The sequence below is a fragment of the Agrobacterium sp. 22094 genome, from assembly GCF_052046015.1.
In the GTDB taxonomy this organism is placed as follows: Bacteria; Pseudomonadota; Alphaproteobacteria; order Rhizobiales; family Rhizobiaceae; genus Agrobacterium; species Agrobacterium cavarae.
Window position 1 is genome coordinate 177,278 of record NZ_JBQEPX010000004.1, and the last position, 22,655, is coordinate 199,932.

General features: G+C 56.2%; 20 protein-coding genes. 16 read left to right on the plus strand and 4 right to left on the minus strand.

Annotated features, from left to right (window positions below; genetic code table 11):
* Positions 1-29: 29 nt before the first annotated feature.
* Together ACTJK5_RS17860 and ACTJK5_RS17865 are read right to left on the minus strand one after the other, a co-directional pair.
* Positions 30-482 (minus strand): hypothetical protein, encoded by a 453-nt coding sequence (locus ACTJK5_RS17860; protein WP_113179006.1) that lies wholly within the window; start codon positions 480-482, stop codon positions 30-32.
* An 18-nt stretch (positions 483-500) separates the two neighbouring features.
* A complete protein-coding gene (locus tag ACTJK5_RS17865) occupies positions 501-2,315 on the minus strand; it encodes a ShlB/FhaC/HecB family hemolysin secretion/activation protein (protein WP_440612927.1) in 1,815 nt (604 codons plus the stop codon).
* Between the two features lie 741 nt (positions 2,316-3,056).
* On the opposite strand from ACTJK5_RS17865, the gene ACTJK5_RS17870 reads away from it, so the two are divergent.
* The 5 genes from ACTJK5_RS17870 (at position 3,057) to ACTJK5_RS17890 (ending at position 8,347) form a co-directional block, all read left to right on the plus strand.
* A complete protein-coding gene (locus tag ACTJK5_RS17870; RefSeq protein ID WP_113179004.1) occupies positions 3,057-4,082 on the plus strand; it encodes a helix-turn-helix domain-containing protein in 1,026 nt (341 codons plus the stop codon).
* Between the two features lie 93 nt (positions 4,083-4,175).
* The gene (locus ACTJK5_RS17875; protein ID WP_113179003.1) at positions 4,176-5,294 is read left to right on the plus strand and encodes an efflux RND transporter periplasmic adaptor subunit; all 1,119 of its coding nucleotides are present in this window, start codon (positions 4,176-4,178) and stop codon (positions 5,292-5,294) included.
* Positions 5,291-5,998, plus strand: coding sequence for an ABC transporter ATP-binding protein (locus tag ACTJK5_RS17880; protein ID WP_440612928.1), 708 nt, complete (start codon positions 5,291-5,293; stop codon positions 5,996-5,998). The genes ACTJK5_RS17875 and ACTJK5_RS17880 overlap by 4 nt, the downstream gene beginning before the upstream one ends.
* The gene (locus ACTJK5_RS17885; RefSeq protein WP_440612929.1) at positions 5,998-7,140 is read left to right on the plus strand and encodes an ABC transporter permease; all 1,143 of its coding nucleotides are present in this window, start codon (positions 5,998-6,000) and stop codon (positions 7,138-7,140) included. The genes ACTJK5_RS17880 and ACTJK5_RS17885 overlap by 1 nt, the downstream gene beginning before the upstream one ends.
* A 4-nt stretch (positions 7,141-7,144) precedes the next feature.
* Complete coding sequence (locus ACTJK5_RS17890) at positions 7,145-8,347, plus strand: ABC transporter permease (RefSeq protein ID WP_113179000.1); 1,203 nt, start codon at positions 7,145-7,147, stop codon at positions 8,345-8,347.
* 88 nt (positions 8,348-8,435) lie between these two features.
* On the opposite strand, the gene ACTJK5_RS17895 is transcribed toward ACTJK5_RS17890, so the two are convergent.
* Complete coding sequence (locus ACTJK5_RS17895) at positions 8,436-9,278, minus strand: acyl-CoA thioester hydrolase/BAAT C-terminal domain-containing protein (RefSeq protein WP_440612930.1); 843 nt, start codon at positions 9,276-9,278, stop codon at positions 8,436-8,438.
* A gap of 146 nt (positions 9,279-9,424) precedes the next feature.
* Here ACTJK5_RS17895 and ACTJK5_RS17900 point away from each other — a divergent pair, with 146 nt between their 5' ends.
* The 3 genes from ACTJK5_RS17900 to ACTJK5_RS17910 all read left to right on the plus strand — a co-directional run bounded on the left by ACTJK5_RS17900 (position 9,425) and on the right by ACTJK5_RS17910 (position 13,474).
* The gene (locus ACTJK5_RS17900) at positions 9,425-9,877 is read left to right on the plus strand and encodes a hypothetical protein (protein ID WP_440612931.1); all 453 of its coding nucleotides are present in this window, start codon (positions 9,425-9,427) and stop codon (positions 9,875-9,877) included.
* A gap of 121 nt (positions 9,878-9,998) precedes the next feature.
* Positions 9,999-11,852 (plus strand): ABC transporter ATP-binding protein, encoded by a 1,854-nt coding sequence (locus tag ACTJK5_RS17905; RefSeq protein WP_440612932.1) that lies wholly within the window; start codon positions 9,999-10,001, stop codon positions 11,850-11,852.
* A 626-nt stretch (positions 11,853-12,478) separates the two neighbouring features.
* Positions 12,479-13,474 (plus strand): phosphotransferase, encoded by a 996-nt coding sequence (locus ACTJK5_RS17910; RefSeq protein WP_113178995.1) that lies wholly within the window; start codon positions 12,479-12,481, stop codon positions 13,472-13,474.
* Between the two features lie 488 nt (positions 13,475-13,962).
* On the opposite strand, the gene ACTJK5_RS17915 is transcribed toward ACTJK5_RS17910, so the two are convergent.
* Positions 13,963-15,075, minus strand: a complete 1,113-nt coding sequence (locus ACTJK5_RS17915; RefSeq protein ID WP_440612933.1) for an ABC transporter ATP-binding protein — start codon at positions 15,073-15,075, stop codon at positions 13,963-13,965.
* Between ACTJK5_RS17915 and ACTJK5_RS17920 the strand changes: the two genes are divergently transcribed.
* The 8 genes from ACTJK5_RS17920 to ACTJK5_RS17955 all read left to right on the plus strand — a co-directional run bounded on the left by ACTJK5_RS17920 (position 15,065) and on the right by ACTJK5_RS17955 (position 22,337).
* Positions 15,065-15,814 (plus strand): GntR family transcriptional regulator, encoded by a 750-nt coding sequence (locus tag ACTJK5_RS17920; protein ID WP_440612934.1) that lies wholly within the window; start codon positions 15,065-15,067, stop codon positions 15,812-15,814. The two genes, ACTJK5_RS17915 and ACTJK5_RS17920, sit on opposite strands and share 11 nt — an antisense overlap.
* On the plus strand, positions 15,811-16,791 hold the full coding sequence (locus ACTJK5_RS17925) for an alpha/beta hydrolase (protein ID WP_113178993.1): 981 nt from the start codon (positions 15,811-15,813) through the stop codon (positions 16,789-16,791). Before ACTJK5_RS17920 ends, ACTJK5_RS17925 begins: the two co-directional genes overlap by 4 nt.
* A 27-nt stretch (positions 16,792-16,818) precedes the next feature.
* Complete coding sequence (locus ACTJK5_RS17930; protein WP_162723162.1) at positions 16,819-18,018, plus strand: ABC transporter substrate-binding protein; 1,200 nt, start codon at positions 16,819-16,821, stop codon at positions 18,016-18,018.
* Between the two features lie 66 nt (positions 18,019-18,084).
* The gene (locus ACTJK5_RS17935; protein WP_111851089.1) at positions 18,085-19,008 is read left to right on the plus strand and encodes a carbohydrate ABC transporter permease; all 924 of its coding nucleotides are present in this window, start codon (positions 18,085-18,087) and stop codon (positions 19,006-19,008) included.
* The gene (locus ACTJK5_RS17940) at positions 19,005-19,838 is read left to right on the plus strand and encodes a carbohydrate ABC transporter permease (protein ID WP_112956406.1); all 834 of its coding nucleotides are present in this window, start codon (positions 19,005-19,007) and stop codon (positions 19,836-19,838) included. The genes ACTJK5_RS17935 and ACTJK5_RS17940 overlap by 4 nt, the downstream gene beginning before the upstream one ends.
* Before the next feature lie 58 nt (positions 19,839-19,896).
* The gene (locus ACTJK5_RS17945; protein WP_113178992.1) at positions 19,897-20,778 is read left to right on the plus strand and encodes a sugar phosphate isomerase/epimerase family protein; all 882 of its coding nucleotides are present in this window, start codon (positions 19,897-19,899) and stop codon (positions 20,776-20,778) included.
* Positions 20,775-21,770 carry a Gfo/Idh/MocA family protein gene (locus ACTJK5_RS17950; protein WP_112956404.1) on the plus strand — a complete coding sequence of 332 codons (996 nt, stop codon included), beginning with the start codon at positions 20,775-20,777 and terminating at the stop codon, positions 21,768-21,770. Before ACTJK5_RS17945 ends, ACTJK5_RS17950 begins: the two co-directional genes overlap by 4 nt.
* 141 nt (positions 21,771-21,911) lie before the next feature.
* A complete protein-coding gene (locus ACTJK5_RS17955) occupies positions 21,912-22,337 on the plus strand; it encodes a GlcG/HbpS family heme-binding protein (protein ID WP_062597900.1) in 426 nt (141 codons plus the stop codon).
* The last annotated feature ends 318 nt before the right edge of the window (positions 22,338-22,655 follow it).

Consider the following 22,655-nt stretch of genomic DNA (forward strand, 5'->3'; position numbering starts at 1 on the left):
ATTCGCCTCTTACTCAGGAGGTGGATGGATTAACGGTCGTTTCTGCCTGTCTCGGAACGGGATGGCTTGCTGTCGAGCTTCTTGTAGACTTCGGTCAGCTTAGACTGTGGCACTGGGCAGCGCTTGGTTTTGGCGATCTCTGCCAGGACCTGATTGCGGTTTCGCAGAGCATCGATCTCCAACTTCTCAGGCGATTTCGGATCCATGAAGAACAGGGCCGGGAAGAAAAGGAGAACGCCGGTGGCGCCGAGGATCACGTTCTTGCCCTGTGCGTCGGCGCGTTCTTTCACCGTCGCGAGTATCTGCCGTTCATTGGCCTCGAACTCGCGCTTGATGCCCGCGCAATCGAATGCGCTGTCGGTGGGATTGGTCGAAGCGACAGGATGAGCGGCGCGGCCACCGCAACCTGAAATGACGACGGCTGCTGCGATCACCACTGAAACCGATATCAATCTGGCGGTTTGGAAAAGAGATATGTTCATGAAATTGGCCTCTGAGTGTTACCAGCGTGCTGTCACGCTGGCGAAAAAGAGATGTCCGCGCCCGTTGCTGACGCTGCTTGAAAATACCTGCGAGTAGCCGACGTCGGCGCTGAGGGTTCCACCAACAAGCCTGGCGCCTACAGTCCAACTCGCGAGATCGCCGGCGGAGATATCAAAGCGCTGCTGCGAAAAGACGTGGCCGTAATCCAGACCGACATAGGGGCGCAGTTCTCCCAGTATCGGCGCTGCGCTTGTGCCTTCCCAAGGCGTCGTTCGCCAGACCAGTTCATTGCGGTTGAAGAAGCCATTGTTGCCGAAGATGACGCCTTCGCGTAGGCCTCGGACATTGCTGGAGCCACCAAGCCCCATCTGCTCGCCTCCGAACATGTTGTCCGGCGAGTATTGGGCATTCAGCAGCGTAGTAACCTCGAATTGGTGACCGGCCGCTTCAAAGGGCCTGCTTATGCTGCTGGTGGTGGTGAAGCGCGTGAAGCGGGGATCGGCCGTGCCGGCTGCGGGCGCTCCCGCATCCACTGCGCCGAAGACATCCAGGCCTTGATCGACGGCAAAATCGAGAGCGATGACGCCGCCAAGCGCCCTTTGTGATCGGGACAGGCCTAAAGTGCCGATCGTGTATCGGCGACTTCCGACCTCGATGCGACTGCCCAACAGAAAGTTATTGGTCTGCTTGTAGCTGAAGCCACCCCTCAGCGTCGTGATCGAATCCTTGTCGCGAAGGACCACACGATCGACGTTGAAGCCGATCTGTCCGGAGTCGCCGGACGTGTTGATTGCCCCGAAGTTGCCAGGGATCGAACTGTCATATGTGTACCAGGAGCCATTCGCCGAGTAGGTCCAATAGCCGTAGGGAACGCTCGCATTTACGGAATAGCTGCTACTGTGTCCGAGACCATCGCCACCCCACGGATAGTCCGGACCCGTTCGTCCGTAAGAGAAGCCCCAGAGGTCGTTGAGGCCCACTACGTCATCGAAGCCGAGCGTGACGTTGGTTTGCGAATAGCCAGTTGTCTCCTGGCCCAAGTTGCTGTTGGACAGGCTGACATTCCACCGCCTCCCAGGCTTGTTCTCGACGTTGAGAATGGATGTGCCATCGTCATTGCCTGGCAGCATCGACGTCTTGGCGTCGTTGGAGTGCAGGCGGTTGATCTGCTCCAATCCCTGCTCGATGTCGCGAATGTTGGCGACGTCTCCCTTTACACCCGGAAAGGCCGTGGCGAGAGACGCGCTTCCCTCAGTCCTCTTGCCGTTGATGTAGATGTCCGAGATCGTGCCTTCGACGACGACGAGGCGGAGCAGCCGTGTTCCGGCGATGTCTTGCGGGGGAACGTAGGCCCGCGACGTGACGAACCCCTTGTCGAGATAAAGGTCAGTGACGGCTTTCAGGAGTGCCGTGATATCTCCAACGCCAATGCACCGGTGTTCATAGCCACGCGTGATCTGTTGAAGCGAAAATGCGGAGAGTTTCATCGCTCCTTCGATCTTCACCGCAGAGATATTGAAGCATGCACCCCCAGCGTTTGGCTCTGCGCCCGCTGCACGGCTTTGCCCGCTGTTGCCGCTCGGTGTCGACTGCTTCAGCTCCTCAATACGCTGGAACTGCTGTTGCTGCTCCCGGCGACGAAAAAAATCTTCTGATGGTGATTGGGCCGTTGCAGGCAGCACCGAAAGGATGCCCGTCAGTATTGAGGCTGCGCCGGTAACCCGCAAGACGTGTATGGTTGCCGTGAAACCATCGACACTATGGGCTTTGACCTGAGAAAAACTGCGGATGCGTAATCGTTTAAAATCAAATGGAACAGCAATAGACAGCATGAGTAGGAACCTGCATTGAATGAAGTTTACCGCGGCTTGGCCGCTCATGCTTCACTTTGCAGCTATCCTTGCTGTTGATCCGTACCGGATAATTAGATCAGTTCATCTGATCATAGAAGCGTATAAGTAGTATATTTAGGTGCGGACTAATCCCGCGAATCGCTTAATCATGGGTCATCAGAAGTAAGATACACATCTGAAACCGCGAAATAAGATGATTTCTAGATCCTCACTTGGATAAATTGCTCTCATTCCGCGAAATTGCATGAGTTCTCTGTCTTTCACTGATGACATCGTCAATCAAAAACGACAACCTGAAGTTACCGTAATCAAGGTAGTCCCACAAGATAGAGACCTGCGCCAAGGTTAAGGGCAGCCTAAAACGGAAGCGACAATGTGGCTGTGACGCTTGCTGGCCTTCAATGTTATGATCATTCAGGTGCAATGGCATAACAGCGCAAAATGGGCCGCCAGCGATCACTTCAGAGACCGGCATTATCCGAACAGCGCCTGTCCTGCGTTGCTTATGACAACATCAAACTTCTGCTATCCGCCATCACCTTAACATTGCGGCCGCCGCCAAACTGCCTATTCTGCGACGTCGCGAAAGTCCGGGAAACTTGCGTCACTTCAATTGAGAGTCAGGTGCGAAATGCGACCTAAAACGCGTTTCAGGTCGCCAAAGGCTCAACAAAGTGCAAAAGAAAAGCTCTTCGCTTCCACACTCAACGTTTGGCTCGCATGCCCTTCCTTCCGCTATCGTTTTTTGTCGCCATACTCCTCGTGATCCTGTTCGTCGGCTTGGTCAGGGCAGACAATGACGGTGGTTCGCGAAACATCCCGTTCCTTGCACTTATCCTGCTGAGCGCCTTCCAGGCATTTCTGTCGGGTCTACGGTGGGGGTACGATATTGTCGAAGTGATGTATGTAGCGCCCGTGGGCGCCGCTTTTGTTCCCCCTCTTGTCTATTGTGGTGTCGTGCGACTCGTCCATAAAGACGATCGCGCCTTTGATTGGTCGACTGTCGTGCACGCCCTTCCGGCGGTTGGCATCGTCACCTTGTTGACGGTGGCGGGATGGCGAAATGCCATCGATGTGGTTCTGCCGGCAATCTTTATCGGATACGCAGGAGCGATCCTCAATCTCATGCGCCGAGGACCCGATGCATTGAGGAAGACACCTTTCGAAAGTGCGCTTCCTGTCTATCGGGCTCTCGTCTTTGCCGCTCTGGCCTTGCTGATGTCGGCGGCGCTCGACTTGCTCGTATTCCTCGATTTCTCCTGGACGCACGGAAGCCATGCGGCCGGCATGGTGGCGATCGGCAACCTCATTGCGCTGGTCGTTCTGTCGATTGCGGCTGCTGTCGCGGTCCAGGGGCGGAATTCCTCGGAGGTCGAAATCGAGGCTCCTGCCGCTGACGAGCCGAGCGACAAGGAGACGCTTGCTGCGATCCAATCGCTTATGGAAACGAAACATTCGTATCGAGACCCTGACCTCAACCTTGATAGGCTGGCACGCAAAGCCATTATCCCTGCACGGCAAATATCGAGTGCAATCAATCGGGCAACCGGCAAGAACGTCTCGCAATATGTCAACGAGTTCCGGATCGCGGCAGCTTGCCAGCTTTTGGCCGAAACAGAAAAATCGGTGACCGAAATCATGTTCGATGTGGGCTTCCAGACCAAATCCAATTTTAATCGAGAGTTCCGCAGGGTTACCGACATGACGCCTGTCCAATGGCGATCACGCCGCGCAAATCCTGGCTAAGTTCGCCTTCATCACGTCCGAAATCGTGATTCAGGACGGTCTGAAACGTGTTCGAGGTCGAGCGGCGCCCAAGGAGCCAGCATTGTTTGCGGCATGAACACGCTCAACGAACACGACCGAAAGCTCTCCGAAACGCTCAAGTCTCTGTCCCTGGAGACAATGACCGATCCGCCGAAACCACGCCGCAAAGCGAACCTTTGGGTCGCAGGCGTCCTGACTGCCGCAATGGTTCCTGCGGTCGTCACCCTCATCTTCCTGAACTCTGCGATCGACATCAAGACCGCTCTTTTCGGAGCGCTTGAACCTGCCACAACGGTCAACTCCATCTCACTCCAAGAAAATGCGATTGAGGGTGATAAACCGCCTGCCGGTGCAGATCCGTCGCCATCAGCCGCACGCGAGATTACCGGCTCTGGCTATGTGGTCGCACCGCAATCGACCTCTGTTTACGCTAAATATCAGGGCGAGATCACCGACATTGTTATCGACCTCGGGGACCGGGTCCAATTGGGCCAGCCGCTCATAATCCTGAAGGATCCGAGCGCAATGCTTGCTCTTGAACAGGGAAAGGCGGCCAAGGTCTCTGCCGATCTGGCTCTGGCCGCGACGGAAATAAGGCTTACACAGACGACGGCGGCTTTTCATCGCGTAGAGACGCTCTATCAGCGGAGTGCGACGTCCAGAAAGGATTTTGATGATGCGGAAGCAGCCTGGAAGAGCGCTGCAAACCTCGTCGAGCAGGGTCGCCACGATATCATCAGGGCTGAACTGGCAATCCGTATTGCACAAGAGCAAGTGGATTCACTCACAGTGCGCGCGCCCTTTGCCGGAACGGTGACGAAACTAAACGCCCATGTGGGCGACACGGTCCTTGCGCGTGCAGACAGCGTCCGGGAAAGCCAGAGCCTTCTGACACTTACGGATCTGAACAGCATTGTTATCGACGCCGATGTTGCCGAAAGCAATATCTCCCTACTTCGACCTGGCTTGCACGGTGAGGCTGTCCTGGACGGCTTTCCCGATCAACCGTTCGCCGTGGAGATGCGGCAGATCGCGCCGGTCGCGTCCGCCGAAAAGGGCACGATCGGGATCCGGTTCTCACTCCTCAGTCCACCTACCGGCATCAGGCCCAACATGGCCGCACGGATCCGTCTCTTTGTCCCAGATCCCCAAGCACAATCTCAACCTTACGTCGGAGAAACCCAGCCATGAACGATTGGCCAGCCGAAGCTACCTACATTCGTTTTCGCAATGTCAGAAAAGGATACCGTATCGGCGGGGAGGCAATCTCGATCTTTGACAATCTCGATCTGGATATTCCGCGAGGCGATTTCGTCGCCGTCATGGGACCGTCGGGATCGGGCAAATCGACGCTGCTCAATATGCTGGCGGGCGTCGAAAGCCCAGACGCGGGCGAGATTGCTATTGGCGCCGCCAGACTGGACCTGATGGGCGAAAGCGCCCGTTCGGCATGGCGCGCGCACAACATGGGCATCGTCTTCCAGTTCTACAACCTTCTACCGATGCTAACTGCTGCGGAGAATGTCGAACTGCCGCTCCTGCTCAAGCCTGTCTCGGCAAAAGAGCGTCGCATCTGCGTCGGCAAGGTTCTCGATCTCGTCGGCCTTGCGGGGCGTGAGCGACAGTATCCGGGCCTGATGTCCGGCGGCCAGCAACAACGGGTCGGCATTGCCCGCGCCATCGCGGCCGATCCCGATCTACTGCTATGCGACGAGCCGACTGGTGATCTCGACCGCAAGTCAGCAGACGACGTTCTTGCGATACTGCGTTTTCTCAATCGGGAACTGGGAAAGACTATCGTGATGGTGACCCACGACCCGCAGGCCGCACGTCATGCGCGCCGGACCTTGCATCTCGACAAGGGACGGTTCGTCGAAGAGAGGGAGGCCGCTTGATGAGCTTCTTTTGCCTTGCCAGACGTAATGCGTGGCGCAAGCCATTGCGAACGCTTTTGTTGATCTTTTGCGTGACAGTCGCCTTCCTCATCTACGGGCTGACCGCAAGCTTCCTGAATGGCACACAGGGAACGACCGGTGCCAGTGATGATCTCTTGGGTGTCATGAGCGCGGCAGGGCGAACGCAAGCCTTGCCGATGGCTGCCATGACGCGCATCGCCTCCGAACCCGGGGTTGCTTCTGTCGCTTACATGACGCGCATGCGCGGCTTCGTGACTGTCGAAAAAAACGTGGTGGCTGTAAGCGCCATCAATCCGGCATTGATCGCCAAGGTGAACGGCAAGGAACTTGGCCTGACGCCGGAACTGGTTTCGGCTCTTGGAGCAGCGCGCGACAGGGTGTTGGTGGGCCGTGCGCTCGCACAGGCACAGGGATGGTCGGTTGGTCAGCGCATTACGGTCACATCTTTCCAGACCGCGCGCAAAGACGGAAGCCGCGATTGGCGTTTCGACATCGCCGGGATTTTCGAAGGCGAGACCGCCAGCACCGACACCTATTTCATGCTGGTGCATTACGATTACATCAATACAGCGCGTGCGCGCGGCACCGATACCGTCGATGCCTTCATCGTGCGGCCGCTGCCGGGCACCTCCGCCGGCGCGCTAGCAGCACGTATCGATGCCCTCTTCGCCAACTCGGCGGCACCGACCCGCACACAATCGGAAAAGCAGTTTCTGGAAGGCTTCCTGCGCCAATATGCCGATGTCGGGCTGATCATCAATCTGGTCGTTGGCGCGGCCTTCGTGACCTTGCTGATGATCGTCATCAATACAATGATGTTTGCGGTGCGCGAACGTACCTTCGAAATCGGTGTCCTTAAAACCCTGGGCTTCTCACGCAAGCGCATTCTCATTCTTGTCCTCGGCGAGACACTATTTCTGTTTGCACTCGGCGGCACGCTCGGCCTCGTCATGGCAAAGCTTGCCACTGTGATGACCGGACCGGCGCTCGGCCTTGTCTTCTCGACGACGGTGCTGGCCAAGGCTGCCTTACTCGTCGCCGCACTTGGGCTCGTCACCGGTCTGATACCCGCCATAAACGCCATGCGCACGCCGATCACGGCTGCCTTCAGAGCGAGATAAGAAGATGTCATCGCAATTCAAGCAAGTGCTCGTCATGACCAGAGCAAATCTTCTGAGCCTGCCGCGTCGCTCAGCGATCGCAGCATCCATGGCCTTTTCCGTTGCGCTCGTCGTCTGCGTGCTGGCTGGCTTTCTCTCAATGGCCGCCGGCTTCGAGACGGCGTTGAAAAGCGCCGGTTCACCAACCGTGGCGGTGATCCTTGGAGGCGGCACGAACCAGGAGGCCGGCTCCGATGTGCCGGCCGGCGTCATCCGCATCATTGAGGCCATGCGGGGCGACATAGGCGCTGAACGGGATTCAGCGGGTAACCTCATTGTGTCACGGGAAATCGTCGTGCCCGTCGAAAAGACCGACGACAAGACTGGCCAGACAAAGATGCTGGCGCTGCGGGGCATGGACCCGACCGGCCCCGCCTTGAGGGATGGGATCACATTGACATCAGGGCGCTTTGCGGGACTGGGTGCGCGCGAGATCGTCGTCGGAAAGCAGATCGCCGCCGAGTTTCCAGCGCTTGCGATCGGGCAATCGGTGCGGCTTGGCTCCGTCAACTGGACGGTGGTCGGTCAATTCTCCTCCGGTGGCAGTGCGTTCGAATCCGAAATATGGGGTGACCTCGACGCGGTTCGCGCGGCCTTCGACCGGCAGGGCGAAGTGCAGGGCCTTCGCTTGCGGCTTGAGGGGATTGATGCGATCGGTACACTGAGAGCCGCTCTCGCAACCATCTCCGATACGCCTTTGAATGTCGTGACCGAAGCCGATCTCTACGCCGCGCAATCAGCCGGAACGGCTAATCTCATTCGGTTGTTCGGATGGCCGCTGGCTCTGCTGATGGCGCTCGGCGCAACGGCCGGGGCGCTCAATACGATGATGAGTTCGGTGTCTGACCGGACGGTCGAAATCGCAACTGTGCGTGCCCTCGGCTTCAGCCGCCTGTCTGCTTTCATAGCCACATGGGTTGAGGCTGTTGCGCTTGCGGCAATGGGAGTCACCATCGGTCTGATCGCATCCTGGCTAGTGTTCAACGGCTGGCAAGCCAGTACCATCGGCGCCAACAATACGAGCTTGTCGTTCCGGCTTACAATGGATGGCCATGTCATGCTGACAGCAGGTCTACTGGGCATGGCAATCGGTGTTGTCGGCGGCGCTTTGCCTGCATTTTCGTCTACGCGATTGCCCTTGGCGATTGCCTTACGCGATCGCAGGTAATTACGCGGTCGCCCACAGAGTTCGCGGTCAATTTTCGCCACTGCAAACGACCGCTTCTGGACCGACGTGGTCATCTACGCCGATTAGCTTACAACAGTTTTTCCATTATCTGCCACGCTCTCACCCCGAGTTCCGCATCGGCTTCGTCAGTCCCGCCGTGTGAATGTAGGCTGGATCGTCGAGTCGACTCACCGGGGAATAGTATCCGGTGACCAGCATCTAGATCGAAAATGAGTGTCGCCGACTTTCCGTGCGCCTGTCGCGATTGAACGATCTCACGAGCGAAATCGTCGGATGGCCAGAGCGCATCGTCGCCACCCGCCACAAGGATCAGCTCTGCGACGGACAGTTCGACTGGAATTCTTGGGCGCTTGTTTGTTTGGACGTCGTTGGCGAGACATTTCTCGAAAAATGAACGATAGGAGATCAGGCCATCTCTGTAGTTTTTCTGCCAACTCAGGTCGGACGGAATGAAGTCTACTGGAGTACCTTTTAACGACCAAGATGATCGTTCGGGCCAGGCTATACCGTGAACACCCTCACCGATGTTGCCCCAAACCACCGACGTTGGACTAATCGCAACCACGGCTTTGATGCGCTGATCAATGGTTGATGCGAGTAGGGCCGCTTCAGCGCCCTTTGACGTTCCGACAACAATGATACGGTCACATCCCCTCGACACCAGAAGGTCCGCCGCATCAATGAAAGTCTCAAGCGGGATTTCGCAAATTCCTGGCGACTGACCGGCTCCTCCGAACCATTGCAGCGCCAACGCATGTGCCCCGGCTTGTGCAAATAATCCAGCCCTGGGGATGTCAACTCTCCCACTGGAGCCGCCTAGAACAATCACCCCCGTCTTGCTGTGTGCAGCGCTGGAAAGCAGAGCCCCTCTAACTTTACCGTTCAAGTTCTCAACGTTGTAGGCGAACATCTTTGCCTTAGATCAGTGGCCGATCTAGTGGATCAAGCGCCCGTCCGGCCCACATTTCAACGGTCGTTTTTGGCCCGAAGCGGTCAGTGAGGTTGCTCAACTTTGCGAATCCTCTAATTTCTCAATTGATTATGGAGAAGACTGATATGACATGGCTTATCGACTCTTTCTCGGGAATTGGGCCCATAAAATTCGGCATGACTCCAGAGAATGTCGCCACACATATCGGAGCACCAGACCGGTCGAGACGAGGCCTTCGGTCTGATACGTTTAGTGAACATCGCGGTACCAAAGCGCCAATCGTGCGTTATCTAGGAAATCGCGTTCGCGAGATCGAAGCCTTCTACGACATTGGGGTAGTTATGTTTCGAGGAATATCTATTTTCGAAACGAACGGATTAAAGGTACTCCGCGCATTGGAGCAGCTAAATGGGGGAGCTGCGATTTCTGCTGGGATCATACTGTTCGACAAGCTCGGCTTAACGGCGGGTCGCCTGGATGAAGGTCCGCCCACAGGGCATTCGGTAACCGCCTTTACGTCCGGCACCTGGGACGGCAAGACCGCCGACTTCAAGAGCATCAGCTTCAATGACCGCTAATGGCGCGAAGCAGCCCTATTCGTCCTCCCTGGCTTGATTTCCGGTTGAGATCGCTGCCTTAAGATGTTTTGTTCTAGAAGTTGAATCCTCGCCCTCCGTTCCAACCAGAGTTCGAGCGACCATGTCAATTTCAGATGCAATCTACCGCCCATTTGAAAAGCTGATCCAGCCACTGGAGATTCCTTATCGGCCGCTGCCGTCCAGCGGACCAGTGGCGGTCCTCTTGCATTTCATATCCATGTTCCGTGCGGTATTGATCGGCCTGGCGCTTTCAGCCATGGCCATGGAGGCCATCAATCTGTCAATCGTCTGGGGACTTACGGTCGTCGTTGATGGTGTTAGTCAACATGGTGCAAGTGCATTCCTCCAGAGCGAGTGGCCACTTCTCGCCTTTCTTGCTTTCCTGATATTTCCGGCAATGCCGATCGCGTCGTTTCTGCTCAACACGCTCCAGTCGCATACGCTTGGCATCGGCATGCCTGCCGCTATCCAATGGCAGGGCCACAAGGCGGTTGAGCGTCAGGATCTCGCGTTCTTCCACGACCTTTTTGCCGGTCAGGTCGCTTCACGACTGCAGCAGGTGGCATCCGCGGTCCAACAGCAGATCATAGCTGCATTCCAGACCATCCCTCGTTTCATGCTGCAGATGGTTGGCTCTGTGATCCTCCTCAGTTCGCTGTCATGGCAACTCGCGCTGCCGGTTGTCATCTGGATAGCTCTCAATATCGCATACGCGGTGAGGATCGTCCCCATCTTTGCCGAAAGCGCTCGTCGGACTGCCAAGCAGCGGAGCCTGCTGGCAGGTGCTATTACCGACCTCTACACCAATATGCAGATGATCAAGCAGTTCGCCGCTGAAGATAGCGAGGCCGGCGCGATCCGCCGTGCCATTCTGAAGACTGTGAAGACACAGCAGAGAGAACAACGCATATACCGCACCTCGGAAGCGACGGTGGTCATTCTCAACACGCTGCTCTGGGTGAGCATGCTGACGATCGGTTTTTCTGGTCTCCTCAAGGGCTTTCTTACAGTTGGCGAATTCGTCGGCGCGGTCTACATTCTCCAGCGCCTGTCGGCACAAATCTTCACCTTTCTGCAAGTGGGCCAGCAGGTCTTCCAGGCGATCGGCACCATCAAGGACGCCATGCCCGTCATGACGACGCCGCCGACCATCACAGATCAGTCGGATGCCACCGATCTCCAGGTGGAAGCAGGCGAGATACGGTTCGAGAATGTCAGCTTCGCCTACAAGTCCGGTAAATCGGTGATAAACTCGTTGTCACTTACGGTCAGGCCCGGCGAGAAGGTAGGCCTCGTTGGACTTTCGGGGGCGGGCAAGACGACACTCGCAAGCCTTCTCCTGCGCTTCTACGATGTGAGGGACGGCGCAATCCTTGTGGACGGGCAGGATATCCGCGCCGTCACGCAGACGAGCCTTCGGGGTGTGATCGGCGTCATAGCCCAGGATGTCGCTCTGCTCCACCGCTCTATCGGCGACAACATCCGGTATGGCCGGCCGGATGCGACGCAGGAGGAGATCGAGAGAGTGGCGAAGATGGCAAGTGCGGATGGTTTCATCGCCGATCTTACCGACGGCGAGGGCCGGAGGGGGTACGAGGCCTTCGTCGGCGATCGCGGCATCAAGCTGTCGGGAGGCCAGCGCCAGCGTGTGGCCATTGCCCGTGTGCTTCTGAAGGATGCGCCGATTTTGGTGTTGGACGAAGCGACATCAGCGCTCGATAGTGAATCCGAGGCCGCGATTCAGGAAAAGCTGAACCTCGCCATGGAGGGTAAAACGGTCATTGCCATCGCACATCGCCTCTCTACGATTGCGCGGATGGACCGGATCGTTGTGCTCGACCAGGGACGTATTGTGGAAGAAGGCAAACCAGAGGAGTTGATCGAGGGCGAGGGGCTGTTTGCTAGCCTATGGAGACGCCAGACGGGCGGTTTCGTTCCCGAGCAACTCACATAGTCCCGGAAACGTCTGTGCGTTTACGACACGCGTGTAATCGACTGTTCCGATCTTCAAATCAGGCCCGGCTCGCAGGCGTATGACTGCACCGGCGCACCTCATATCTCCCAACCGTAAAATTTGCAGTCGTGAGAATTTCACAGGCCGTTTCACTGATAGGGAGTTCCAATCATGCTACCGATTGTGTTTGATTTGCCGATTTGAGTGAGTGGAAAGCTAGAGGGTGGACAACAGAGAGGAAGTAGCGCTGGCGGCGCTTGCTCGTATGGTAGATCAATATCTCGAGAAACGACCTGACGGCATGATAGATAATTATGCCATGTCCGCTGGGGAGAGTGCATTAGAGGCACTATCTGCGTACGGATATATGGAGGATGCTGGCATGCGTTCGCCCGTTGGACGGAACTGGGGAGGCACTCCTTGCATGGTCGCATTTTCCAAATGAAAATCCATTTCCAGCCCCGATCAGAGGAGATGGCGGCAAGGCATCCCGAAGATAAGGGCGCAAACTGGGCAACAAAGGACCCAGCGTGTGATTTGATTATGGACGCCGCTGAGCAACGGACTTGGGCAATTGGAACAGGTCATGAAAGCAATAGGTTTTACAATCTGACGGCGCCACCTAGATGACTGACTTTGATCCGATCTATTCGATGGTGAGCGCTAAAGCCATTAAGGGCTTGATTGAAAGCAACTACGCCTTGGCGGGCTTAGCATCTTGTCGCTTGCTCCAGCGCGGCCTGAACGATGTGTACTTAGTCAGCTCGACTAGCGGTGAGCGTTATGTGTTTCGGCTGTCCCACCACCGCGTACGAGGGCCAGCAGATGTAAAGAGTGAAACGGATTTTCTGATCCACGTCTCCAAGCTTGGCGTGCCGGTCGCAACGCCAATCCCAACCATCGGGTGCGAACTCTTCCTACAAGTCCATGCGCCGGAGGGGCGACGAGAAGGCGTGCTTTTTCAGGCTGTAGATGGGCGGGAACCTCACGCAGGCGACGTCGGCGATGCTCATGCAAATGGAAGAACCCTCGCTCTTCTGCACAACGCGGCTGAGACATACATTCCGAACGCGCCGCTGTACAAGCTCGACTTAGAACATCTGTTGTATCGACCGCTTGCGCGCATTCGTAGCAGCGGCGTCATAGAAGACCCCTCTGTGCTTGACGAACTTGAACAGATCGCCGAACGGACCGGCGCTGCGATTAAGCTCTCCGCTAATCTCTCGTGGACCTATTGCCATGGAGACTGTCACGGCTTCAATTCGAAAATCACTGAAGCTGGAGAAGCTGTTTTCTTTGATTTCGATGACGGTGGTCCAGGGTATTTGGCTTACGACCTAGCTGTCTTTCTATGGGCGCAGGTTTCTTTCGGTAGGGAAACAACACGAGCTTGGACATCGTTTTTGGACGGCTATCGGTTGATTAGACCAGTCACTTCAGATGATTTCGAAGCTGCTCTGCGGTTTGTTGTCGTCCGCCACGTCTGGCTCATGGGAGAACATGCAAGCCGGATCGAAGAGTGGGGCAGCAACAACGTCCGCTGGCCGCTGCGACGGCTCTCTTGTTCGCTGCAGTCAACACTTCGGCCAGCGTCAATTTCGCGGACGCCAAGCGCTTTTTGATGAGAGTGACGTCTTTTGTATCGATACGGGCGTCGATCTCCATCCTCTCGAGGATTTCTTGGCCTCTGCAGCGACCAGGGCCTTGACCACGGGGAAAGATGCCCGCGCCGCGAAGCACGTCCTCCGAACCTTTCAGGGTCTTCGAGAATCCCATCTAGGCCGATGGCTCGGTGTCAGGCAGACTGCACCGAGCCTTAAGGGAGGTTTTCGCTTCCGCTCCAAGTAGGATTTCGGTCAGCTTCTCTATCTCAACCGCCATCGCTAAAAGACGGCAGGTCGTCTGCTGCTGCAGGTCGGTAGTCTGCTGAACCGCCGGTGAAAGCGCCTGCGCCTTTGGATCGATTTCTGCCTACTGACTGTCCCTAGTTGGGACGTCCACGCGACATCGGACCCTTCAACGCCGGTAATCGGATCGCTAAAATGCGAGCAATTGTGGAAAGCTTTGACTACGACGTAAGCTCCGCATGTGGTTTCGTTGGTTGGCGCTTTCACACCGGTGTAATTCTCCGGCCCGTCGTCGGATCGAAAAGATGGAGGCTTTCGGTTTGCGCTCGAAAATGTAACGTCTCACCAACGTTCAAGTCGCTCGTTCGAGGAAACTCCGCGCAGAGCATCTTTGAGTGACCGATCTCCACATAGCCATACGTCTGACTGCCCAAGCGCTCTGCAACAAGCAACTCTCCTGTCACCCAGGCGTCTTCCTCAGAACACTGTATAAGATCTTCCGGCCGAATGCCGACCACGACTTGACTGTCAAGCCCGCCGTAACCAAACGTCTCATCAAGGTGGATCGACTTTTTGAGTAACGTGAGTCGGCCATGAGTAAGGCTTGCGGGAAGGGTGTTCATAGTTGGGCTACCGATGAAGCGTGCGACGAATAGGCTTGCTGGTCTATGATACAAATCTAGAGGCCTGCCGATTTGTTCGATGACGCCGGCGTTCATCACAACGATGCGGTCCGCCAATGTCATCGCCTCCACCTGATCGTGGGTAACGTAAATGGTGGTCGCCCTCATGCGATGATGGAGCTTAGCAATCTCAAGCCGCATCTCGACACGGAGGGCGGCGTCGAGATTGGACAAAGGCTCGTCGAAGAGAAATGCGGCAGGTTCACGCACTATTGCTCGACCCATGGCGACGCGTTGACGTTGGCCACCGGAAAGCTGAGCTGGTCTACGGTCAAGATATTCCGTGATCTTGAGGATGTCAGCCGCGTGGGAAACGCGGCTCTGGATTTCCTCATCTTTACTGCCACGCATCTTCAGGCCGAAAGACATGTTGTCTCTCACGCTCATATGGGGATAAAGCGCGTAGTCCTGGAAAACCATTGCAATATTGCGTTCTGCAGGCGGGAGCAGATTCACTGTGCGTCCTTCAATGTGCAACTCCCCGCCGGAAATCTCCTCCAGTCCGGCAATCATTCGAAGAAGAGTGGATTTTCCGCATCCGGACGGGCCAACCAAGACAAGAAATTCGCTGCTCTCGATGTCAATATCGATGTCGTGGATGACTTTTAGACTGCCATAAGACTTCTGGATTCCCCTCAGCGCAATTTCGGCCACGTTTTCCTCCCAGGTAGCAACTTCGTGCTTGACGATCATTATCGATGTCAATATCGATAATGATAAGTTCATCGAGACGCAACAGCTCAGGCACATTTGGATGACATATTTTCCACCCCGGCAAACCGCCACGAAATCCCTGAAATCCAGCGCAGCGTTTGCTTCGCTAAAGCGCGACATCATGCTCGGCGTGCTGGAACCGGGAACGGGTCTGACCGAGCTGGATCTTGCGACCCACTTCCAATGTAGCCAAGGCACTGTGCGCGAAGCTCTATTGCAGTTGCAGGAAGAGGGTCTTGTGCTTCGAAAGGGCCGCCGAGGAACTCAGGTTTCCGAATGCACCGCGGACGAAGCGATCGAAATGTTTAGGCTACGGCAGCAGATCGAGGGGAGTGGTATTGCGCGGATGATGCGTGCGCCGAGCCGGACTCTGATCAAAGACCTAGAGGACTTGTTGAGCAAAATGTTGGCTGCGGCCGACGCTGCCGACGAACTCGAGCTTGCAGCCATCGACCGGGATTTTCATCGTCGCATTTTCGAAGATGCCGATCTGCCGGCCCTTGATCCAATTCTTCATCGCTGCCTGGTTCATAATCATCGTTTCAAGATTTCGCGTAGTCCGATGTCACGGGATTTGAAGGCGACAGCGCTGCGCCACCGCAGCATCATCGAGTCCATCGAAAGCGGTGATGGGCGGAGGGCGACCGCCTCGATGCATCATCACATTGCTACGATTGTCGATTTCGGTCCTGAGGTATTTCCGGAGAGCGTTCAGTGAGCGCCGCTCACACAGTCTCTGGTGCATTGTCGGCAGAGAGCGTTGCTCTGATGGCAAGGACGCTGGCCGAACTTGGTCAGTTGCCAGATCCAACGACGTTGACGCCCGAACAGGGGAGGGCTCAGTCGGCGTTCGCGAGCGCGCGTTGCAATCTCAATTTGCCGCCGATGCATAGTGTTTCGGAAGTCTGGATCGATGCGGATCTCGAGCTTGGTTCTGACCGCTGTCGCTTGAAAATCCTAGTGCCGAAAGGTGCTGGGCACGGCGCGATCCTGTTTATACATGGCGGAGGCTTTGCGTTCTGCTCTCCGGAAACGCACGAGCGTTGTGCGCGAACCCTTGCGATTGAAAGCGGAATGCCAGTCGTGTTGCCGGACTACCGGCTGGCGCCCGAATGTCCGTTCCCCGCAGGTCTAAAGGACGTGGTGTCGGCACTCCGGCACGTCTTTAGCGCAACGGCCGCCTCGGGTGTCACGCGTGGCCCGTTGCTGGTGGCTGGCGACTCCGCCGGTGCCAATCTTGCATTGGCAGCCATGTTGCATGAAGAGGCGGCTGGACGACCCCTGCCGGACGGCGGACTGCTCTTTTACGGAAACTATGCATGGTCTTTCGACACGCCATCCTACGTCCAATTCAGCGAAGGGCCTGGACTGACGCGCGGTAAGATGCAGCGTTATTGGGACTTCTATGCCGGGGGGCAGAACATCGAAGGTGACCCTTTGGCATGTCCGCTTGTCGCAACTGAAGAGCAACTGGCGGCAATGCCGCCGCTGTATTTGATGGCGGCTGAGGTCGATCCTCTGCTGTCGGACACGCTTCTGCTGAGTCAACGTCTCAAGGCGCTCGGTCGCAGCGACGAGTTGTCCGTTATCCCAGGCGTGATGCACGGCTTCTTACAAAATACATCCGAACTGTCTGCCGCGCGGGAGGCGTTGGCAGCAGCGGGGAATGCAGCGAGGCGGCAGGCTGGCCGCTGAAAACAAATCAATCTGGAGGAGGAAAGCATGAAATTTCTGAAAACAATGGCGCTCAGCGTCGCACTGGCGGCGTCGGCCGCGCTGTCCCAGGCAAAAGCAGAAACGGTCCGGTTTTGGTACCACTTCGATAATCCAGCCAACCCGATGGCTGACTTGGTAAAGAAATTCGAAGCAGCTAATCCGGGCATCACAATTCAAGCCGAGAACGTTCCGTGGAACAGCTATTACGACAACCTCTACACCTCACTCGTGGGAGGTAATGCACCGGACGCTGCGATGGTGAAGCTTTTCGCTCAACCACGCCTCGTTGAAATGGGTGCGCTCGAGCCGCTCGGCACTATGATTGACGCCTGGAAAGGGAAGGCCGATCTACTCGATAACGTACTCGAACTGAACAAGGGGCCTGACGGTACTCAATATTACCTGCCGGTCCAATATGTCGTTCTCTATCTGTATTATCGCGCGGATCTCTTCCAAGCCGCAGGCCTGCAGCCGCCCAAGACCTGCGAGGAGTTCAGGAATGCCGCTATCAAACTGACAAAGGCGCCCGACACCTATGGGTTTGGCCTACGGGGCGGCAAAGGAGGCTGGGATCAGTGGGGCGCGTTTGTATTTTCTCAAGGAGCAGAACTGAAGCCTGACGGTCTTGTTAAGCCAGAAGCCATCGCTGCCAATCAGTGGGTAATCGACCTGTTCCAGAAGGACAAGGTGATACCACCGTCCGCCCCGAATGACGGGTTTCAGGAAATCATTGCTGCGTTTAAATCCGGCAAGACGGCGATGACGATCCATCACATTGGCTCCTCCAAGGATCTGGTCGCGGCGCTTGGTGACAAGGTTTCAGCAGTGCCGGTACCAAAGTGTGGTAACGGTCAGTGGACATCCTACGGAGACGAGTCCCTCGCGATCTTCTCGAATTCATCGGTGAAGGACGCTGCATGGAAGTGGATTTCGTTTCTCGCCGAGGGTGAGAATAACGTCGCTTTCAATGGTGCAACCGGCCAAATGACGGTCACCAAGAGCGGTTCGGCGAATTGGAAGCTTCATGAACGCCGTTTCGTCGACGCGACGATCCAATCCCTTCCTTTCGCTAAAGTGCTGCCGCAAACGTCGGCTGTCTCCGAATTCGTCAACAGCGCTTGGCAGACGAATATGCAGCAGGCGCTCACAGGGCAGATCGATTCGCAGCAGATGATGGAGCAGCTTCAAACGCTGTTTACTCAGTAACACTTGCCATCTGTGTGCCCCGACGTTTGCGTCGGGGCTTTCCTCAAGGCTTGAAACGGACGCAGTATGTCTTTGTCAGCAACATCTTCCCCTAGGCGCCGCGCAACTTTCGACTGGCGCTCGGAACGGCTTCTTCCATATGTCCTGCTTGCGCCTGCATTTGTCGTGACGCTGGTCATTGTCTTCATGCCGATGGTGCAGGCGGTGTGGACGAGTTTCTACGATCTCATCCTTTTTAAACCGAACGCCAGCAAGTTCGTCGGTTTCGGAAACTATGTGAAGCTCTTCAACGATCCCGTCTTCTGGGCCGCACTCTGGAACACCCTGTTATGGATCGGCCTGACCGTGCCACTTCAGATGGGGCTCGGCCTTCTCACGGCTTTGCTGTTGAACAGGGAGTTTCCCTGGCGTGGTCTAGCGCGAGCGCTGATCATTATTCCCTGGGCTCTGCCCAGCGTGGTGATCGCTCTGATGTGGCGTTGGATTTATGATCCCAATACAGGTGTGCTGAACGACATCCTTATCTATCTGTCGGTCGTGCAAGCGGCAGTGCCATGGCTCGCCGATCCAAAGGTTGCGATCTATGCGATCATAGCGACGTTGACATGGCAAGGCTTCCCCTTCTTCGCGGTGATGATTTTGGCAGGGCTGCAGGGCATTCCGAAGAGCCAGTACGAGGCTGCGTCCATCGACGGGGCGTCATCCTGGAGGCAGTTCCTTCACATAACGTTGCCGGGCATTGCACCAGTTCTTGCGACCGCAGGACTACTGCGCGTGATCTGGGTCGCCAATTCGATGGACGTCATCTTCGTGATGACAGGAGGTGGACCCGGCTATGCGACTTATACGCTGCCGCTCTATGCGTTCATAAAAGCGCGCCAGAACCTCGACTTCGGATACGGCACCTCGATCGCCGTTACATTCACCATCCTTCTCGGAGCGTTCGTGGTTCTCTACCTCGCCCGTACCATGCGCGAGGTTGAAAGATGACGCAGAAAAACACGCTTCGCCGGATCGTCACAACAGATTTGCCTGTTCTCGCGATCGTCCTGTTCGCCATGGCACCGTTCGTGTGGATGATACTGACGTCACTCACGCCGACTGCCACCCTCTCCGCCACTGGCGTCTCCCTCTCGCCCACGGGTTGGCGGATTGACAACTATGTCCGATTGATCGAGCAGACTTCGTTTTTGAAAAACATGCTGGACAGCCTTATCATTGCTGGCGGTACGGTGGTGATCGGCTTGATTGTCTCGGTTACTGCTGCCTATGCGTTCTCGCGTTTCCGCTTCCCTGGACGGAAACTCCTGATGATGCAGTTCTTGCTGATCAACATGTTCCCGATGGTACTGCTAATCCTGCCGCTCTTCATTCTGATGCGCCGGATTGGAATTCTCGACACTCATATCGGGCTCATTCTTGCCAACGCAACAGTCGCTATTCCATTCGCCGTTTGGATGCTGACAAGCTACATCGCTGCAATTCCGAAAAGTCTAGATGAAGCGGCAATGACTGATGGCTGTTCGCGATTAACGGCTCTCCGAAAGGTCGTGCTGCCACTGACGATGCCGGGAATTATCTCGACCGGGATCTACATTTTCATCACCGCCTGGAATGAATATCTCTACGCGTTGACGCTGGGGGGCAGAAATGTCCGTCCTGTGACGGTCGCGATCCAGACGTTGATTGGCGAGTATCAGATCGAATGGGGATTGCTTGCTGCAGGTGCTGTGGTCGGTGCCATGCCTGCAACTATCCTCTTCCTGCTCGTTCAGCGTCGATTGGTGGGCGGTCTGACTCAGGGCGCCGTGAAGGGCTGATGTTGACCCCAAACCCTCGCAAGAAACTCAATATCTACGCAGTAAAAAGGACGCAAACATGAACCCTATCGGGCTGATTTCAATGCAATATGCCCGCCCGTTCACGGCCGAGCACTTCCCATTATTCTTAAAGATGCGCGAGCATGGCTATGACTTTGTTGAACTTCTTGTTCCAGAGCTCGGCGAACTCGACATCAAGGCCACCAAAAGCGCTCTCGATGATGCCGGGCTGGGCGTCGTTCTCGCCGCACGTGTGAATCTGCAGAGGAACTTGTCCTCTGCAGACGCCGACGCCCACCGCGCAGGCATAGATTACCTGAAATACACGGTGGATTGCGCCGCCGGTCTTGGCGCGACGGTCGTCGGGGGGCCCCTGACGGGAAACCCTCTCGTATTTGCGGGTCGTCCACCGCAGCCCGTGGAAGAGTCTGAGCGCCTTGCTCGAAAAGACCGGTGTGTCAAAGGGCTGAAGGAAGCGGGAGATTACGCGCAGAATGCTGGCATTGTTCTGGCGGTCGAGCCCCTCAACCGTTTCGAGAGCGACGTCCTTTGTACGACGCAGCAGGCGATGGAACTGCTCGATGCCGTTGATCATCCGGCTGTGAAGCTCATGCTCGACACCTTCCACATGCACATGGAAGAAAGTTCTCTTTCAGAGGCCATCCGGCTCGCAGGGGATCGCCTTGTCCATTTTCAGGCGAACGAGAACCATCGTGGCTTCCCCGGCACTGGCTTGACGGACTGGGTCGAAGTCTGCCGCGCCCTCCATGAAGTTGGCTACAAGGGGCCGGTCTCGCTCGAACCTTTTCGTCGTACCGATGACCGTTTCGGTGTTCCTTTCGCCCAGTGGCGGGCGCCCCACGAAGACGAGAGCGATCGCCTGTCGGCATCGAGTGCATTCATGAAATCTCACCTCCTGCTTACGGAATATCGTCGATGACTATGAAAATCGGTTGGATCGGTTGCGGCATTCACGCAACTCAGATGCTGCTTCCGCAGCTTGTTCGCCATGACGTCGAACTCGTCGCGCTTTGCGATATAGATGGCGCGCGACTGAGAGATGCTGGACGTCAGTTCGGAGTGACCAATCTTGTCAGTGACGTTGGGGATCTGTTGAAGACGCCGGGCCTCGATGCGGTTGGAATGGCGGTTGGCCCTGACCAGCACTTGGCCTTCGGAAAGATGGCTCTTGAGCGGGGCCTGCCTGTTTTCATGGAAAAGCCGCCGTCGGGTAGTGCGGCAGGTGCTCGTGAACTTCTGGCCGCGTCGGAAAAGGCCAAGAAACCGCTCCTTCTGGGCTTTATGAAACGTTACTCAATCGGTAATCGCATGGCGGCCAATATCGTCAAGTCCGGTCGTTTCGGCGATGTCCTGGGATTGACCGGTTATTATATGACTGCACCAGGATATTTCGTAGGTAACGTCGATTATACCGGCTTCTTTCTCCACCATTGCGTTCATTACATGGATCTCGTGTCCTTCCTGGTTTCGCCCGTCCGCTCGATTACTGCCCGTAAAGTCGAGAAGACGCCGGGGCGCGTACTCTTCCACGTCGGCTTCGAATTCGAATGCGGGGCCATCGGGAATGTTGCGATGGGCACCATCCAATCGCGCGGCACGCCGGTCGAGCGCATCGAGCTCATGGGCGATCACCAGCGGATCGAAGTGGACGACGTCATCGACATCAAATGGCATCGTAACCCGCCATTCAAGATCGATGATCTCGGCGCAACACTGAACGATGATTGCGACACGCTGACATGGAAACCGAATTTTACGGCAGCGGCCAATGAGGATCCCAAAGGGTACCATTCTCTGCTTGCAGATGTGGTCCCCGCCCTCGCTGGAGCAAGTACTCCTGCGCCAACGATCGCCGAGGGAGTCATTGCGATGGAGCGTCTGGAAACGCTCCGCCGTGAACTTGCGCTTTGATGCCCAAACGAGATCGCCCCGAAGATCGGGGCGATCTCGTTTAATCGTAATCATTACGTCGAGTAACAGGCTATTGCGCGCAGTTGATCTTTCGAATGTGGTGCTTTGCTTGAGTTCATAAAAACAGGGAGGATACAGCAAGTGTTGGTCATCAAGCGCTTGGATATAGAGGATGCGCGTAGCTTGATTGCAGGCGCGCGAGCCAAAGCGACGGAAATTGGCGTGCCAATGTGTATCGCTGTTGTCGATGAATCCGGTCAGTTGATCGCGTTTGAACGGATGGATGGAGGTAAGATAACCAGCACCATCATTGCGCAAGACAAAGCGTACACGGCTGCGGGCGCAAAGCGAACGACCGAGAGTTACGGCACGGCAAGCCTGCCAGGTAATCCCGCCTACGGCATCAACTCTGCGATCGGTGGGCGCCTTATGGTTGTCGGCGGTGGCTTGCCAGTGATCGTTGATGGCGAGGTCGTCGGAGGAATTGGCCTGAGTTCGGGTACGCCGGCGCAGGATGTTGAATGTGCTCAAGCCGGAATTGATTACTTTCAAGCTTCCAGAAACTAAGCTCGTGATAGGTCAAATTTCTGAGTGAGATGGTGGTTGCTGCCAGAAGCGGACCATAAGGTGGCGTATCTTGACGATGAGTTACCAGGTGTCGCTGCCGAGCTAGTTGAGAAAGTGCTCGACACCGCCATTCCTTCCTCACGGCGTTGGGTGTGACGCTCATTCATCGTGAACGGAGGCAGCAACTTCCTCGGGATGAATATCTGCAACATTCAAAACTTAGCAGACACCCTAAAAACTCGACGCACCGCCGGGTACCGAACGGCTGCGGCTTACCCCCCGTGTTTGACGTTCCAAATCTCCGAAGCTGATGAGAAG

Bases quoted from the DNA above. Each gene is read 5' to 3' on its own strand.
- ACTJK5_RS17860 (WP_113179006.1), bottom strand. From the start codon at position 482: ATGAACATATCTCTTTTCCAAACCGCCAGATTGATATCGGTTTCAGTG.
- ACTJK5_RS17865 (WP_440612927.1), bottom strand. From the start codon at position 2,315: ATGCTGTCTATTGCTGTTCCATTTGATTTTAAACGATTACGCATCCGC.
- ACTJK5_RS17870 (WP_113179004.1), top strand. From the start codon at position 3,057: ATGCCCTTCCTTCCGCTATCGTTTTTTGTCGCCATACTCCTCGTGATC.
- ACTJK5_RS17875 (WP_113179003.1), top strand. From the start codon at position 4,176: ATGAACACGCTCAACGAACACGACCGAAAGCTCTCCGAAACGCTCAAG.
- ACTJK5_RS17880 (WP_440612928.1), top strand. From the start codon at position 5,291: ATGAACGATTGGCCAGCCGAAGCTACCTACATTCGTTTTCGCAATGTC.
- ACTJK5_RS17885 (WP_440612929.1), top strand. From the start codon at position 5,998: ATGAGCTTCTTTTGCCTTGCCAGACGTAATGCGTGGCGCAAGCCATTG.
- ACTJK5_RS17890 (WP_113179000.1), top strand. From the start codon at position 7,145: ATGTCATCGCAATTCAAGCAAGTGCTCGTCATGACCAGAGCAAATCTT.
- ACTJK5_RS17895 (WP_440612930.1), bottom strand. From the start codon at position 9,278: ATGTTCGCCTACAACGTTGAGAACTTGAACGGTAAAGTTAGAGGGGCT.
- ACTJK5_RS17900 (WP_440612931.1), top strand. From the start codon at position 9,425: ATGACATGGCTTATCGACTCTTTCTCGGGAATTGGGCCCATAAAATTC.
- ACTJK5_RS17905 (WP_440612932.1), top strand. From the start codon at position 9,999: ATGTCAATTTCAGATGCAATCTACCGCCCATTTGAAAAGCTGATCCAG.
- ACTJK5_RS17910 (WP_113178995.1), top strand. From the start codon at position 12,479: ATGACTGACTTTGATCCGATCTATTCGATGGTGAGCGCTAAAGCCATT.
- ACTJK5_RS17915 (WP_440612933.1), bottom strand. From the start codon at position 15,075: ATGATCGTCAAGCACGAAGTTGCTACCTGGGAGGAAAACGTGGCCGAA.
- ACTJK5_RS17930 (WP_162723162.1), top strand. From the start codon at position 16,819: ATGAAATTTCTGAAAACAATGGCGCTCAGCGTCGCACTGGCGGCGTCG.
- ACTJK5_RS17935 (WP_111851089.1), top strand. From the start codon at position 18,085: ATGTCTTTGTCAGCAACATCTTCCCCTAGGCGCCGCGCAACTTTCGAC.
- ACTJK5_RS17940 (WP_112956406.1), top strand. From the start codon at position 19,005: ATGACGCAGAAAAACACGCTTCGCCGGATCGTCACAACAGATTTGCCT.
- ACTJK5_RS17945 (WP_113178992.1), top strand. From the start codon at position 19,897: ATGAACCCTATCGGGCTGATTTCAATGCAATATGCCCGCCCGTTCACG.
- ACTJK5_RS17950 (WP_112956404.1), top strand. From the start codon at position 20,775: ATGACTATGAAAATCGGTTGGATCGGTTGCGGCATTCACGCAACTCAG.